The following is a 13,924-nucleotide window of genomic DNA, read 5'->3' as shown; positions in this document are numbered from 1 at the left end:
GCGCGATTGCTCCATCGCCGAACCCCGTTGCCTGTCCCCTCAGCTTTTCGTGCCCCTCCCCCTCCGTTCGTGCTGAGTAGAGACCGAGTAGCTTCGCAGAAGCGTATCGAGGGCTCGTATCGAAGCACAGGTTGCCCGCGCCGACCTGTCCTTCGATACGCCGCTTCGACAAGCTCAGCAGCTACTCAGGACGAACGGCTGGTGGAATGACGGTCGGACGGAGCAGGTTTCTGGTTTGAGATTTCGAGCCGTAGCCTGCGACGCCTCTGGACATCCCCCTGCCTTCCCGCTCTTTGCCCCCAATGGCCAAGCTGTATTTCTACTACGCCTCGATGAACGCGGGGAAGTCGACGAACCTGTTGCAGGCGGACTTCAACTATCGTGAGCGGGGGATGCGGACGATGCTGTTCACGGCGGCGATCGACGATCGGTTCGCGGCGGGGACGATCACGTCGCGGATTGGGCTGGAGGCGCCGGCGATCGCGTTCGATGCGGGGACGGATATCGGGGCTTGTGTGGTTCGGCAGCACGGTGAGAACGCGATTTCGTGCGTGCTGGTGGATGAGGCGCAGTTCCTGACATCGGCGCAGGTCGACCAGCTTGCGCATATCTGCGACGTGGTCGGGATACCGGTGCTGGCGTACGGGTTGCGGACCGATTTCCAGGGGGCGCTGTTTCCGGGGTCGGCGCGGTTGCTGGCGCTGGCGGACTCGCTGGTGGAGATCAAGTCGGTTTGCGGGTGTGGGCGCAAGGCTACGATGAACCTGCGGGTCGATGGCGACGGGCGGGCTATTGCCGAGGGGCGGCAGACGGAGATTGGCGGGAACGACCGGTATGTCGCGCTGTGTCGGCGGCATTTTTGTGAGGCTTTGGGCTGAACCTTGCTCCCCTCCCCGTTCGTGCTGAGCGAAGTCGAAGCACCTTTACCCCATGTCCTTCGACTTCGCTCAGGACGAACGGGGGGACACCAATATTCTAGGACTGACGCGCATGCATGGCTGGATCATTCTCGACAAGCCGCTGGGGCTTGGGTCGACGCAGGGCGTTTCGGCGGTGAAGCGTGCCTTGCGGAGCGGCGGGTATGGGAAGTTCAAGGTTGGCCATGGGGGGACGCTCGATCCGCTCGCGACGGGCGTGCTCCCTATTGCCGTCGGGGAGGCGACCAAGCTGGCTGGGCGGATGCTCGATAGCGACAAGATCTATGATTTTACGGTGATGTTCGGGGTTCAGACGGATACGCTCGATGCGGAGGGGGTGCCGGTGGCTACCTCTGACGTGCGGCCGACGATGGCGGCTGTCGAGGCGGTGCTCGCGCAGTTCACCGGGAAGATTTCTCAGGTGCCGCCCGCGTACTCCGCGCTGAAGGTTGATGGGGAGCGGGCTTACAATCTCGCACGGGCCGGGCATGAGGTGGTGCTCGCGAGCCGGGATGTGACGATTTATTCGCTATCCTCCCCGGTACGGGGAGGGGGACCAGCGCAGCTGGTGGAGGGGGATCTCCGCGAGCGTAACGGGTTTGGCGAGCCCCCCTCCACCACCGTCCAAGCGGACGGCGGTCCCCCTCCCCGTGCCGGGGAGGAATTGGAGGAAGCACCCCTGCCCCACGCCCCCCTCGACGAGGTCACGCTTACAGCGCATGTCTCTAAGGGAACCTATATCCGCTCCCTTGCGCGCGACATCGCGCTCGCCCTCGGCACCGTCGGCCACGTCACCATGCTGCGCCGCACCAAGGCCGGTCCGTTCGACCTCTCCTCCGCGATATCGCTGGACAAACTGGACGAACTCGCTAGAGGCAACGCGCTTGAAGATGTACTTCTGCCCTTGAGGGTGGCGCTGGACGACATCCCGGCTCTCTCCCTCACCCCCGACCAGGCAGGGGCGCTCCGACAGGGGCGTATCTTGGCCGGGATCGCCGCAGACGATGGCCAATACTTCGCCGAACTGGACGCTGTCCCGGTCGCGCTGGTCGAGGTCGAGGACGGAGACGTCCGGGTCGTTCGCGGTTTCAATATGTGATGTCGAGGACATGAATTCATGACGATTACCGCTGAACGCAAGACCGAGCTCGTCAAGGAGCATTCGCGCGCCGAGGGTGACACCGGTTCGCCGGAAGTCCAGGTCTCGATCCTGACCGAGCGCATCAAGAACCTGACCGAGCACTTCAAGGCCCACAAGAAGGACAACCACTCGCGTCGTGGCCTTCTCATGATGGTCAACAAGCGCCGGACGCTGCTGGATTATCTCCGTCACAAGGACGGCCAGCGCTACCTGGATCTGATCGCGAAGCTCGGTCTCCGCAAGTAAAACGAACGGCTCCCTTCGGGGGGCCGTTTTCGTATATAGGGTTTTGATTCCGCGCATTCCGCGCGGAGGCAAACGCCAGGACACAATTCGGTGCACTGGCAAGGAGCGACAACTCGCTCCACACCGCCGCGGGCCGGCTTAGCCCGCACATAGGCCCCAAACGCATCTGGCGTTTGGAGTGAAGGAAAAAGAATGTTCGATACCAAGACCGTAAGCGCCCAGTGGGGCGGCAAGACGCTGACGCTCGAGACCGGCCGCGTTGCGCGCCAGGCCAACGGCGCAGTTCTCGCCACCCTCGGCGAGACCGTCGTTCTGTGCGCCGTGACGGCTGCACGGACCGTCAAGGAAGGGCAGGATTTCTTCCCGCTCACCGTCCATTACCAGGAAAAGTTCTCCGCAAGCGGCCGCATCCCCGGCGGCTTCTTCAAGCGTGAGCGCGGCGCGACCGAGAAGGAGACGCTCACCAGCCGTCTCATCGATCGCCCGATCCGCCCCCTCTTCCCCGAGGGTTTCTACAACGAGATCAACGTGATCTGCCAGGTTCTGTCGTATGACGGCGAGAACGAGCCGGACGTCCTCGCGATGGTCGCGGCCTCCGCAGCACTGACGATCTCGGGCGTGCCGTTCATGGGCCCGATCGGCGCAGCGCGCGTCGGTTACGTCGATGGCGCGTACATCCTCAACCCGACGCTCGAGGAAGCCAAGGCTGGCGATCTCGACCTCGTCGTCGCCGCCACCGGCCAGGCCGTGATGATGGTCGAATCGGAAGCCAAGGAGCTTTCGGAAGAGATCATGCTCGGCGCCGTGCAGTTCGCCCACAAGGCCTGCCGCGAAGCCGCGAACCTGATCATCGATCTCGCTGAGATGGCTGCCAAGGATCCGTGGGAAATGGCCGAGCAGGCTGATCTCTCGACCGCCAAGGACAAGCTAAAGAAGCTGATCGGCAAAGACATCGCGGCTGCCTACAAGGTGACCGACAAGTCCAAGCGTTCGGACCTGCTCAACGCTGCTCGTGCGAAGGGCAAGACGGCATTCGCCGACGCGTCGCCGCAGGACCAGATGGCTGCTGGCAAACTGATGAAGAAGCTGGAGGCGGAGATCGTCCGCGGCGCCATCCTCAAGGACGGCACGCGCATCGACGGCCGCACCACCACGCAGATCCGTCCGATCGAGGCGATGGTCCACTTCCTCCCGCGTACGCACGGCTCTGCGCTGTTCACGCGCGGCGAGACGCAGTCGATCTGCACCACCACGCTCGGCACGCGCGATGCGGAGCAGATGATCGACGGCCTGAACGGGCTTTCGTACGAAAACTTCATGCTGCACTACAACTTCCCGCCATACTCGGTCGGTGAAGTCGGTCGCTTCGGTGCGCCGGGTCGTCGCGAAGTCGGTCACGGCAAGCTCGCATGGCGCGCGCTCCACCCGGTGCTGCCAACCAAGGAAGAGTTCCCGTACACGATCCGCGTTCTGTCGGACATCACGGAGAGCAACGGCTCGTCGTCGATGGCGACGGTCTGCGGTGGTTCGCTGAGCATGATGGATGCGGGCGTTCCGCTGAAGCGTCCGGTGTCGGGCATCGCGATGGGTCTGATCCTCGAGGGCAAGAACTTCGCGGTTCTCAGCGACATCCTCGGCGACGAGGATCACCTCGGCGACATGGACTTCAAGGTGGCTGGCACGTCCGAGGGCATCACCACGATGCAGATGGACATCAAGATCGCCGGCATCACCGAGGAGATCATGGGCAAGGCGCTGGCGCAGGCCAAGGAAGGCCGCGCGCACATCCTGGGCGAGATGGCCAAGGCACTCGACCACACCCGTGAAGAACTCAGCGCCCACGCACCGCGCATCGAGAGCTTCCAGATCGACAAGTCGAAGATCCGTGAAGTCATCGGCACCGGCGGCAAGGTGATCCGCGAGATCGTCGCGCAGACCGGCGCCAAGGTCGACATCGACGACGAGGGCGTGATCAAGGTGTCGTCGTCCGACCCCGCGCAGATCGAAGCCGCGATCAAGTGGATCAAGGGCCTCGTCGAGGAAGCCGAAGTCGGCAAGGTCTATGACGGCAAGGTCGTCAACCTGGTCGATTTCGGGGCGTTCGTGAACTTCATGGGTGGCAAGGACGGTCTCGTCCACGTGTCCGAAATCAAGAACGAGCGCGTCGAGAAGGTGTCGGACGCCCTGACCGAAGGCCAGGAGGTCAAGGTCAAGGTTCTCGAGATCGATCCGCGCGGCAAGGTTCGCCTGTCGATGCGCGTCGTCGACCAGACGACCGGCGAAGAGCTGGAGGACACGCGTCCTGCTCGTGAGCCCCGTGAGGGTGGCGATCGTGGTCCGCGCGGTCCGCGTCGTGACGGCGATGGCGGTCGTGATGCCGGCAACGGCGGGGGTCGTGATGGCGGCGGCGGTGGCCGTGGTCCGCGCGGCGAAGGCGGCGGCGGTGATCGCGGCTCGCGTGGCCCGCGTCGCGACGGCGACGGTGGCCGTGACGCAGGCGGCAACGGCGGTGGCCGCGGCCCGCGTCGTGACGGCGGCGGCAATGGCGGCGGCGAGCGTGCTGCACGTTCGGATGGCGACAAGGCCCCCGAGTTCGCGCCGGCGTTCCTGACGGGCGATCGCGACTAAGTCTTTGCTGCATACGGCAATCGAAGGAGGGGCTCGGGAAACCGGGCCCCTTTTTCATGAACGGCTCGCTTCGCCCCGTTCTGTTAAGGAAGAAGATTAATATCGGAACGGAGCTGCACGCCGGATGTTCGAACCGCCATGGTCGCTATCTCCAAGTCCGTGATACTCGTCGTCGACGACGATGCCCTGGTTCGGGTCCATTCCAACCTCGCGCTGGAGGATGCCGGCTACGAAGTCGTCGAAGCCAGCAATGCGGCCGACGCCTTGGTGAAGCTCCAGGAGCGTCCCGATATCTCCGCGCTGTTCACGGACGTCCGCATGCCGGGGGATACTAAACGGCATCGACCTGGCCAAATTGGTGCATGCACAACGCCCGGATATCGCGATCCTCGTCACCTCGGGCGCGGACAATGGTACGACCGACGCACTGCCCAAGGCGGCGCGGTTCGTACAGAAACCCTATACGGGCGCACAACTGAGCAGGCTTCTCCAGCTCTGAACGGGGACGGTTGGGAACACTAACCTTCGATCTGATACCGACTATTCTCGGTAAGCTCTTGCACATTATAAACGTTGCCGCTCGGCTCTATTAGGATCATCCTCCCCGGCCTGAGCATCGACTCGCGGGGGCGGCATGATGGTAACACTAGACATTGCGAGGCCGACGCGAAGGAGCGTCGTCGCAAGCGAACGCCGCTTCTTTCTTGGCATGGCGATAGCGATCGCGGTTACGGTCATCTTCGGATTCACGCTGAACGCCGCGCGGATGCACTGGACGTTTCTCGAACTGCCGGCCCAAGTCCATTTGCACGCTGCCGTGTTCTCTACGTAGATCATCCTCTACGTCGTGCAGAACTCGCTGATCGTCCGTGGCTCGATCACGCGACACCGCCAATTCGGCATGCTCGGCGCGGCTATCGCAGTATCGATGGTCGTGCTCGGTATCGTCACTACGGTCGCGGCGGTCGAGCAACACCGGGTACCGCCCTTTTTCCCGCCGGGCGTTTTTCTCGTGCTCGACCTGCTGGGTATCGTCGGCTTCGGTATCCTGACGGCGTGGGCGATCGTACTGCGAAAGCAGGCAGCATGGCATAAGCGCCTGATGCTGTGCGGGACGATCCTGATCATGTCGCCAGCGCTCGGTCGAATCCTGCCCTTGCCGTCGCTGGGCGAGTTCGCACCGCTGGCGGTGTTCGCGTCGATGGCGGTGTTCGTCATCGCGGGGATGATCTACGACCTGCGCCTGCACGGGAGGATCCATCCGGCCTTTTATTGGGGTGGTGGCGTACTGGTCGTCGCGAATGGTCTGGTAGGGCCGCTCGGCTTCAGTCCGCCGGTACTGCGGCTGGTCGAACGCCTGGCCGCGTGATCGAGGCCGCATGATCCAGAGAGTGGGGAGCTTCTGTTGCTCGGTGCTCCCCGTACCGCCGGTTTCCACTTCTGTTGCCCGGTGTGGCCCGAACCGCGCTTTCGTCCGTATAACTTAGGTCGTTAGACCGTCAGTTATGCGGCAATTGCGAGTGCTTCGTTATCGTTGGCACTTGTGTATGGGCCGTTGCGGTGGTCCCATTCCGAGCGAAACATAGCGTCGTTGAACACACGTCGATCCTAGTTCGACCCCGTCATCGTCCCCCTCTTGCGAAGAGGGCGGTGGTGGAGTCGCCGGGTACTGCCCCCGGGTCCGCTGTGTCTATGACACGCCACGGTTTATCGCCATAGCCGCCAAGAGAAGATTCCCCCGACGGCATACCCGATATAGGCGCGCCGCAACGCGATGAAAAGCCCGGGCTCCGATGCTTTTTTATCGAGAAACGTCAGTGTCGTAGCATGCGGCATGCCAATCCGCCTTCCGCTCGCCACAAAGCGCGTGCATAGCAACCTGCATTATGTTGACGCAGCGCTCCCGCTACGCGCTTCGCGCGATGATCTTCCTTGGCGGCGCCCCCGCCGGTGGCCCGCCCATCCCGATGACGCGCATCGCCGCCGAGGCGAACGTGCCGCGGAAATTCCTCGAGCTGATCCTCGCCGACCTGCGCGAGTCCGGCCTGTTGCACAGCCATCGCGGCAAGATGGGCGGGTATCGCCTGTCGCGGCCCAGCCACCTGATTTCGCTCGGCGAGATCATCCGGATCATCGAAGGGCCGCTGGCGCTCGTGCCGTGCGTGAGCCGGACTGCGTACCGCCCGTGCCTCGACTGCAAGAGCGAGGCGGATTGCGCGATCCGCTATGCGATGATGCGGGTCCGAGACGAGACTGCGCGAATCCTGGATGGCACGAGCCTCGCGGACGCCAACGCCGAGGATCTGGTAGCGGCGTAACCCTGTCCTTCTCCCCTCGGGGAGAAGGTGGCGCGGCGCGCCGGATGAGGGGGAGTTGGGATCCCGTCCCGAGCCTCAAGCCCCTCACCCTTCCGTCGCCTACGGCTCCTCCCTCCCTCTCCCCGCAGGGGCGAGGGACAAGTACGTCACCCGCGCGCCTTCAGTTCGTCACGGATCTCACGCAGCAGCGCGATCTCGACCGGTTCGGGCGCGGGAGCTACGACAACCGCCTCTTCCTCGCGCTTCAACCGCGCAGTCTCGCGCTCGATCAGCGCCGCCGTCCGGTTCACCACCCGCAGGATCATGAAGATGATACCTGCAACGATCACGAAATTGACCAATTGCGTCGCGAACGCGCCGTACCCGAGCAACGGCACGCCGGCCTTCTTCAGCGCCGCGTAATCGCTCAGCGAGCCCGCATAATTCGCCGGCACCGCCCCCATCCGCCAGAAATAGCTCGAGAAATCGAGCCCGCCGAAGATCTTGCCGATCACCGGCATCAACACGTCGTCGGTGAGCGACGTGACGATCTTGCCGAACGCCGCACCGATGATCACCGCGATGGCGAGATCCAGCACGTTGCCGCGCATGATGAACGCCTTGAACTCTTTGAGCATCTACGCCCCTCTCTGTTGCAGGCCCAAGGCTAACCACCGATTTCGGTTTCGCCAACCCTGCCGACTGTCCTATGAGGGTGACACAGGTATTCAGGAGAGCTCCGATGTCACGTACCCCAATCGTTCGCGGTACCGCCGCTATCCTGCTCGCATCGGCGCTGGCCGGCTGCGGGATCAACAGCGTGCCGACCGCCGAGGAAAACGCGAAGGCGCGTTGGGCGGACGTCCAGAACAACTATCAGCGTCGCGCCGACCTGATCCCGAATCTGGTGGCGACGGTGAAGGCGGCGGGCGCACAGGAGAAGGATATTCTCGTCGAGGTGACGCAGGCGCGCTCGGCCGCGAACTCGGTGCAGGTCTCGGCCGCCGATCTGTCCGATCCGGCGAAGATGGCGCAGTATCAGCGCGTCCAGGGTGCCGTCGGCGTATCGCTGCAGCGTTTGCAGGAGGCGTATCCCGAGCTGAAGAGCCAGGGCAACTACACCACGCTGATGAGCCAGCTGGAGGGCACCGAGAACCGCATCACGATTGCGCGGCGCGATTACAACGGCGCGGTGCAGGACTATAACACCAGGATCCGTACCTTCCCCGACGCGGTCGGCGCGAAGATCTTCTACGGTGCCAAGCCGATGGTGCCGTTCGCGGCGACCACGCCCGGTGCCGAAACCGCGCCGACGGTGAACTTCGGCAACGCGAGCTGATCGGGGCATTATGCTCCGCCACCTCCTGACGCTGGCGTTCGCGGTGCTGCTGGGAAGCGGCGCCGCTAGTGCGCAGGCGCTTCCCAAGTTCACCGGCTTCGTCGTCGATGCGGCGAACGTGATCCCGCCCGATCAGGAAGCGGCGCTCACCAAGCGACTCGACGACCTGCAAAAGGCGACCGGCAACCAGCTGGTCGTCGCGACCGTGCCCGATCTCGACGGCTATCCGATCGAGGATTACGGCAATGCGCTGATCCGAAGCTGGGGCGTCGGGCTGAAGGATGCAAACAACGGCGCGATCCTGCTAGTGGCGCCGAACGACCGGAAGGTGCGGATCGAGGTCGGCTATGGCCTCGAGCCGGTACTGACAGATGCGTTCTCCAGCGTGGTGATCAACCAGCAGATCCTGCCGCGCTTCAAGGCGGGGGATATCCCCGGCGGGATCGTTGCGGGGACGAATGCGGTGGCGGACCAGCTCGCGCTGCCCGATGCGGAGGCGCGCGCGAAGGTGACCGCGGCGGCGGCGGAGTATGACAAGACGCATCGTCGCTCGAATTCGGGTGGTGGCGGCGTGCCGATCGGGCTGATCTTCTTCGGCATCGTGCTGGCGGCGATCGTCATTCCGATGATCTCGCGGCGTGCGGGTGGAAAGCAGTATGTCGATGGCGGGAGCCGCGGCGGAGGCAGCGGTGCCTTGCCGATCGTGCTGTGGAGCATCGCCGACGCGATGACCCGTGGTGGCGGCGGCGGTGGCTTCGGCGGCGGCGGCGATAGCGGCGGTGGCTGGGGCGGCGGTGGCTTCGGTGGCGGGGGCGGTGGATCCGGCGGCGGCGGCGGCGCATCGGGGAGTTGGTGACATGCGGCTGAGCGAAACCGATCACGACCGCGTCACCGCGGCGGTGACGCAGGCGGAGACCGCGACGACCGGCGAGATCGTCACGATCGTCGCGCGGCAGTCGGATGCGTATCACGACGTGTCGCTGCACTGGGCGGTGCTGGCGATGCTGCTGACGCTGGCGCTGCTCGCGTTTCACCCGGTCGCGGCCGACCATATCTACGCGCGGCTGGTCGATCCGTGGGCGCAGTCCGCACCGCAGGGCGCGCTGTATGCGATCGCGCTGGTGCTGGTGACTCTGGTGTTCCTCGCGGTCAGGCTGGTGCTGGCTTGGACTCCGGCGCGGGTGGCGCTGACCCCTGGCGCGACCAAGGCGAGGCGGGTGCGGCGAAGGGCCCTGCTGCTGTTTCGTGCGGGGGCCGAGAAGCGCACCAGGGGTTCGACCGGCGTGCTGCTGTACCTGTCGCTGGCCGAGCATCGGGCGGAGATCATCGCCGATGACGCGATCCACTCGCGCGTGCCGAACGAGACCTGGGGTGCAGCGATGGCTGCGGTGCTGGCCGGCGTGCGCGACGATCGTCCCGCCGACGGCATGGCGGACGCGGTCGCGCAGATCGGCGCGGTGCTGGCCGAACATTTCCCGAGAACCGGTGCGCCGGTCAACGAACTTCCCGACAGGCTGATCGAACTATGAGCAAGACCGTATGGGCCGGCAAATTCCTGACCGTGCAAACCGAAGGCACGTGGGAATTCGCCGCGCGCCAGGGCCAGATCGCGGCGGCAGTGATCGTCGCGATCGACGAGGGCGACGTGATCCTGGTGGAGCAGTTCCGCGTGCCGCTGGGACGTGCGTGCCTCGAATTGCCGGCGGGACTGGTCGGCGACGAGACCGCGGGCGAGAGCGTTGCGGTGGCGGCCGGGCGCGAGTTGGAGGAGGAAACCGGCTACCGCGCGGACGCGATCGAGGATCTGGGAGTGTTCTATTCGTCACCGGGAATGACGTCGGAATGCTTCACGCTGGTCCGCGCGACCGGGTTGACCAAGGTCGGCGATGGCGGCGGCGATGGTGACGAGAACATCACCGTGCACCGGGTGGCGCTGGCGGACTTGCCGGCGTTCGTGGCGGAGAAGCGGGCGGCGGGGGTTGCGATCGATACCAAGATGCTGCTGATCCTGGCGGGGTCGATCCTCTAACCAAAACCTGTTTCCCCGCGAAGGCGGGGATCCAGACTGGGCTCCCGCCTTCGCGGGAGAACAAGGAAGTCAAACGCCGGTCGGCTTACTTGAAGTTGTCCGCGTAGCTCTGCAGCTTCAGCGTCTTCTGCGGCGCGGGGACGACGGTGTAGCCGAACCCTTCCCGCTCGCAGTGCGCGATTGCCGCTTCGGCGGTCGGGAACAGCAGGCGCACCTGATCGCGCGTGTCGCCGCTGCCGGCCCAGCCGGTGAGCGGGTCGGGGCGTTTCGGCTCCGAGGGTTCGAATTCGAGCTGCCAGGCGTCGGTCCGGTGCTTGCCGGACTGCATGGCGTTCTTGGGGCGCTGGAAGATACGGGCGGTAGGCATAGATGCCCCCTTATCGCGAACCGGCGGCCCTTGCATCCGCCTTTTTCGTGCGGAGCGTCGCGGACGCCGCGGCGGGGTCGTCGGGCCAGGGATGCTTGGGGTAGCGGCCGCGCATTTCCTTCGCCACCGCGGTCCAGCTGCCTGCCCAGAAACCGGGGAGATCGCGCGTCGTCTGGATCGGGCGGCCGGCGGGGGATGTGAGGCTGAGCACCAGCGGTACGCGCGCCTCGCCGATCGTCGGATGCACTGCGAGCCCGAACAGCGCCTGCACACGGAGCTCGACGCGAGGGCCGCCTTCCGCGGCGTAGTCGATCGCGTGGGTGCTGCCGGCGGGGCTGGTGAAATCGGGCGGGGCGAGCCGGTTGATGGTCTGCATCGCGTCCCAGCCGAGCAGGTTGCGCAAGCCTTCGGCGAGCGCGCCGGGGGCGATCGCGTCGAGTCGGCGCTTACCGGCGAGCAAGGGTGCGAGCCATTCGTCGGTACGGTCGAGCAGGGTCGCGTCGTCGAGCGGTATGCCGGCATAGGCAGCGCGGTCGCGCAGCGCCTGGGCGCCGTCGCTCCATGGGAGCAGCGCGAGGCCGTGCTCGCGGACGCCGTCGATGAGCGCGGCGAGGATCGCGTCGGGGTCGGCACCGCTGTCCGGGCCGCTCGACAGGCGGATCGCGCCGAGGCGGCGTTCGCGGAGGGTTTGGATGCCGCCGGTTGTGGGGTCGAACGTCACAGTGCGGCGGGATTCGATGCGGTCTGCGAAGAGGGTTTCGACGGTGGCTTGATCGATCGCCACCGCAGAGAGAATGCGCGCTCCGGCGGCGGACCCTTGCGTATCGGCGACGGCGAGCCATTCGGAGCGGGCGAGCGGCGACGTCGGATCGAGCTTGAACCCTCGGCCGCCGACCGAGGCCCAGGTTTCGCCCGACGCATCGCGGCGGCGCGCGACTCGGTCGGGGAAGCCCAGCGCGACGCAAACTTCTGCTCCCCCGCCCGCTTGCGGGAGGGGGTTGGGGGGTGGGCGCCCGGTCTCGACGTCGCGCGACGGGGATGGCGCGAGCCCACCCCCCAGCCCCCTCCCGCTTGCGGGAGGGGGGGCAAGTTTCGCCCACCTCTCGGCCATGGCGCGTGCCGCTTGCGCCTTGGGACCCCGTTCGGTTTTCCAGCGGCGGAGGCGGGGTTCCAGGTCGACGTCCTGGCCGCCTATGCCGCGTTCGCCGAGCAGGACTGCGATTTGGGCTGCCACCGACGCCAGGCCGCGCTCCCCTGCCCTCAGCAGCATGTGCGCCAGTCTCGGTGGCATCGGCAGTTTGGCGATCGCGCGGCCATGCGGCGTCGGGCGACCGTCCTCGATTGCTTCGAGCGTCGTCAGCCGCGCCATCGCCTCGTCGATCGCGGCGGCAGGCGGCGGGTCGATCCAGCGCAGATCTCGCGGATCGCCGACGCCCCAGAGCGCGCACGCGAGCACCAGCGCGGACAGGTCCGCTTCGAGAATTTCGGGCGGGTCGTAGCGCGGGAGGCCGGCGGTCGCCGCTTCTTCCCACAACCGATAAGCGATACCCGGCCCGAGGCGGGCGGCACGGCCGGCGCGTTGGGTGACGGCGGCCTGGCTCGCGCGTTCGGTCACCAGCCGCGTCATGCCCGCCGCGCGGTCGTAGCGGGGACGTCTCGCTAGCCCCGAGTCGACGACGATGCGGATGCCGTCGAGCGTGAGGCTGGTCTCGGCGATGCTGGTGGCGAGCACGACCTTACGCCGGCCGTCGGGTTCGGGGAGGATCGCGGCACGCTGCGCTGCGGGATCGAGGCTGCCGTGGAGTTCGTGGAGGACGATGTCGTCGGGCAAATTGGCGAGGCGGTCGGCGGTCCGTTCGATCTCCGCGACGCCGGGGAGGAAGGCGAGCACGCCGCCCTCCGCTTCGCCGAGCGCACGGCGGACGGCAGCGGCGACGGAGTCCTCGATCCGCAACTCGGCCTGGCGGCCGATGTGGCGGAGCGTCAGGGGATAGCTGCGGCCTTCGCTTTCGATCACGGAAGCGTCGTCCATCAATGCCGCGAACCTTGCGCCGTCGAGCGTTGCGGACATCGCAACGATGCGCAGATCCGGGCGGAAGCCGGCTTGCACGTCGAGCGCCAGCGCAAGGCCGAAATCGCCGTCAAGGCTGCGTTCGTGGACTTCGTCGAACAGGACCGCGGAGACGCCGGCGAGTTCGGGATCGGCCTGGATGCGGGCGACGAAGATGCCTTCGGTGATCACCGTGACGCGGGTGGCGGCGGAGCGCTTGCTGTGCATGCGGGTGGCGTAGCCGAAGGTCTGGCCGACCGGCTCGCCGGCGGTCGAGGCCATGCGTTCGGCGGCGGCGCGGGCGGCGAGGCGACGGGGGGAGAGGAGGAGGATCTCGCCGGTGCACCAGGGTTCGGTGAGGAGGGCCGGGGCGACTGCGGTGGTCTTGCCGGCGCCGGGGGGGGCTACGAGGACGGCCGAGGATCGGTCGCGTAGGGTTGCGAGGAGGGCGGGGAGTACGGTGAGGATCGGCAGTGGCGGCGGAGTCATCGGGGCCTGCTGCCACAGTGGCGGGGTTGGCGACAGGCTTTGTGAGTGCGCGGGCATGTCGTTCGCGGGTGAGCGCCAGAACTTTGCGACCCTCCCCCGCCAGGGGGAGGTGGCACCGAAGGTGACGGAGGGGGAGGACACGGAGCCGAGGTATCCCTTACCTCCCCCTCCGTCTGGCAAGCGCCAGCCACCTCCCCCTGGCGGGGGAGGATCGTTGGGTTGGGCAGACGTCGATGGGCTCTTTGCCATCAATCTAACCGAAAGCCGCACCACCTCACCAAAACCACCTCCCCGGCGAAGGCCGGGGTCCAGTTGGGAAACGTTGCTGACGACGGTTGCGCGCCGTTGCTAGGACCTTTCCAACTGGGCCCCGGCCTCCGCCGGGGAGGTGCACTTTCTCTGATAGACGATACCCGCCGCA

At 66.1% G+C, this 13,924-nt stretch carries 15 protein-coding genes, 1 other RNA gene and 1 pseudogene; 13 read left to right on the top strand and 4 right to left on the bottom strand.

Going from position 1 to position 13,924, the window contains the following annotated elements; translation table 11 throughout:
* The first annotated feature begins 302 nt into the window (after window positions 1-302).
* The 8 genes and pseudogenes from QFZ54_RS17180 (at window position 303) to QFZ54_RS17145 (ending at window position 6,301) form a co-directional block, all read left to right on the top strand.
* Entirely contained in the window at window positions 303-878 is a 576-nt protein-coding gene (locus tag QFZ54_RS17180) for a thymidine kinase (protein ID WP_307089094.1), read from the top strand.
* A gap of 112 nt (window positions 879-990) precedes the next feature.
* On the top strand, window positions 991-2,016 hold the full coding sequence (gene truB / locus QFZ54_RS17175; protein WP_307089530.1) for a tRNA pseudouridine(55) synthase TruB: 1,026 nt from the start codon (window positions 991-993) through the stop codon (window positions 2,014-2,016).
* A gap of 18 nt (window positions 2,017-2,034) precedes the next feature.
* Complete coding sequence (gene rpsO, locus QFZ54_RS17170; protein WP_307089093.1) at window positions 2,035-2,304, top strand: 30S ribosomal protein S15; 270 nt, start codon at window positions 2,035-2,037, stop codon at window positions 2,302-2,304.
* Window positions 2,305-2,496: 192 nt separating this feature from the next.
* Complete coding sequence (pnp, locus tag QFZ54_RS17165; RefSeq protein ID WP_307089092.1) at window positions 2,497-4,932, top strand: polyribonucleotide nucleotidyltransferase; 2,436 nt, start codon at window positions 2,497-2,499, stop codon at window positions 4,930-4,932.
* 138 nt (window positions 4,933-5,070) lie between these two features.
* Window positions 5,071-5,199, top strand: a pseudogene (locus QFZ54_RS20510) (hypothetical protein); the annotation flags it as partial.
* 91 nt (window positions 5,200-5,290) lie between these two features.
* Complete coding sequence (locus QFZ54_RS17155) at window positions 5,291-5,431, top strand: hypothetical protein (RefSeq protein ID WP_307089088.1); 141 nt, start codon at window positions 5,291-5,293, stop codon at window positions 5,429-5,431.
* Between the two features lie 135 nt (window positions 5,432-5,566).
* Complete coding sequence (locus QFZ54_RS17150; protein WP_307089086.1) at window positions 5,567-5,764, top strand: hypothetical protein; 198 nt, start codon at window positions 5,567-5,569, stop codon at window positions 5,762-5,764.
* Between the two features lie 15 nt (window positions 5,765-5,779).
* Window positions 5,780-6,301 (top strand): hypothetical protein, encoded by a 522-nt coding sequence (locus QFZ54_RS17145; protein ID WP_307089084.1) that lies wholly within the window; start codon window positions 5,780-5,782, stop codon window positions 6,299-6,301.
* A 60-nt stretch (window positions 6,302-6,361) separates the two neighbouring features.
* Here the strand turns inward: QFZ54_RS17145 and ssrA are convergent.
* Window positions 6,362-6,717, bottom strand: a transfer-messenger RNA (tmRNA) gene (gene ssrA, locus QFZ54_RS17140).
* 101 nt (window positions 6,718-6,818) lie between these two features.
* Between ssrA and QFZ54_RS17135 the strand changes: the two genes are divergently transcribed.
* Entirely contained in the window at window positions 6,819-7,250 is a 432-nt protein-coding gene (locus QFZ54_RS17135; RefSeq protein ID WP_060526568.1) for an RrF2 family transcriptional regulator, read from the top strand.
* A 146-nt stretch (window positions 7,251-7,396) separates the two neighbouring features.
* Here QFZ54_RS17135 and mscL read toward each other — a convergent pair whose 3' ends face one another.
* Window positions 7,397-7,867 (bottom strand): large conductance mechanosensitive channel protein MscL, encoded by a 471-nt coding sequence (gene mscL / locus QFZ54_RS17130; RefSeq protein ID WP_307089081.1) that lies wholly within the window; start codon window positions 7,865-7,867, stop codon window positions 7,397-7,399.
* A gap of 104 nt (window positions 7,868-7,971) precedes the next feature.
* Here mscL and QFZ54_RS17125 point away from each other — a divergent pair, with 104 nt between their 5' ends.
* The 4 genes from QFZ54_RS17125 to QFZ54_RS17110 are packed head-to-tail and all read left to right on the top strand — an operon-like array spanning window position 7,972 to window position 10,597.
* A complete protein-coding gene (locus QFZ54_RS17125; RefSeq protein WP_307089079.1) occupies window positions 7,972-8,568 on the top strand; it encodes a LemA family protein in 597 nt (198 codons plus the stop codon).
* 10 nt (window positions 8,569-8,578) lie between these two features.
* Window positions 8,579-9,424 (top strand): TPM domain-containing protein, encoded by an 846-nt coding sequence (locus QFZ54_RS17120; protein ID WP_307089078.1) that lies wholly within the window; start codon window positions 8,579-8,581, stop codon window positions 9,422-9,424.
* A 1-nt stretch (window position 9,425) separates the two neighbouring features.
* Window positions 9,426-10,097, top strand: a complete 672-nt coding sequence (locus QFZ54_RS17115; protein WP_307089076.1) for a TPM domain-containing protein — start codon at window positions 9,426-9,428, stop codon at window positions 10,095-10,097.
* Complete coding sequence (locus QFZ54_RS17110) at window positions 10,094-10,597, top strand: NUDIX hydrolase (RefSeq protein WP_307089074.1); 504 nt, start codon at window positions 10,094-10,096, stop codon at window positions 10,595-10,597. The genes QFZ54_RS17115 and QFZ54_RS17110 overlap by 4 nt, the downstream gene beginning before the upstream one ends.
* Window positions 10,598-10,682: 85 nt before the next feature.
* On the opposite strand, the gene QFZ54_RS17105 is transcribed toward QFZ54_RS17110, so the two are convergent.
* Together QFZ54_RS17105 and hrpB are read right to left on the bottom strand one after the other, a co-directional pair.
* On the bottom strand, window positions 10,683-10,964 hold the full coding sequence (locus QFZ54_RS17105; protein ID WP_187503982.1) for an ETC complex I subunit: 282 nt from the start codon (window positions 10,962-10,964) through the stop codon (window positions 10,683-10,685).
* A 10-nt stretch (window positions 10,965-10,974) separates the two neighbouring features.
* On the bottom strand, window positions 10,975-13,503 hold the full coding sequence (hrpB, locus tag QFZ54_RS17100) for an ATP-dependent helicase HrpB (protein ID WP_307089072.1): 2,529 nt from the start codon (window positions 13,501-13,503) through the stop codon (window positions 10,975-10,977).
* Window positions 13,504-13,924: the final 421 nt, after the last annotated feature.

The sequence above is a fragment of the Sphingomonas faeni genome (genome assembly GCF_030817315.1).
Taxonomy (GTDB): domain Bacteria; phylum Pseudomonadota; class Alphaproteobacteria; order Sphingomonadales; family Sphingomonadaceae; genus Sphingomonas; species Sphingomonas faeni_C.
The sequence above is the reverse complement of the archived record's forward strand: the minus strand, read 5'-3'. Positions and strand labels throughout refer to the sequence as shown.

Coding starts and splice junctions, on each gene's coding strand:
- QFZ54_RS17150 (WP_307089086.1), top strand. CDS start 5,567: ATGATGGTAACACTAGACATTGCGAGGCCGACGCGAAGGAGCGTCGTC.
- QFZ54_RS17105 (WP_187503982.1), bottom strand. CDS start 10,964: ATGCCTACCGCCCGTATCTTCCAGCGCCCCAAGAACGCCATGCAGTCC.
- QFZ54_RS17125 (WP_307089079.1), top strand. CDS start 7,972: ATGTCACGTACCCCAATCGTTCGCGGTACCGCCGCTATCCTGCTCGCA.
- hrpB (WP_307089072.1), bottom strand. CDS start 13,503: ATGACTCCGCCGCCACTGCCGATCCTCACCGTACTCCCCGCCCTCCTC.
- QFZ54_RS17120 (WP_307089078.1), top strand. CDS start 8,579: ATGCTCCGCCACCTCCTGACGCTGGCGTTCGCGGTGCTGCTGGGAAGC.
- QFZ54_RS17110 (WP_307089074.1), top strand. CDS start 10,094: ATGAGCAAGACCGTATGGGCCGGCAAATTCCTGACCGTGCAAACCGAA.
- QFZ54_RS17180 (WP_307089094.1), top strand. CDS start 303: ATGGCCAAGCTGTATTTCTACTACGCCTCGATGAACGCGGGGAAGTCG.
- mscL (WP_307089081.1), bottom strand. CDS start 7,867: ATGCTCAAAGAGTTCAAGGCGTTCATCATGCGCGGCAACGTGCTGGAT.
- rpsO (WP_307089093.1), top strand. CDS start 2,035: ATGACGATTACCGCTGAACGCAAGACCGAGCTCGTCAAGGAGCATTCG.
- pnp (WP_307089092.1), top strand. CDS start 2,497: ATGTTCGATACCAAGACCGTAAGCGCCCAGTGGGGCGGCAAGACGCTG.
- QFZ54_RS17115 (WP_307089076.1), top strand. CDS start 9,426: ATGCGGCTGAGCGAAACCGATCACGACCGCGTCACCGCGGCGGTGACG.
- QFZ54_RS17135 (WP_060526568.1), top strand. CDS start 6,819: ATGTTGACGCAGCGCTCCCGCTACGCGCTTCGCGCGATGATCTTCCTT.
- truB (WP_307089530.1), top strand. CDS start 991: ATGCATGGCTGGATCATTCTCGACAAGCCGCTGGGGCTTGGGTCGACG.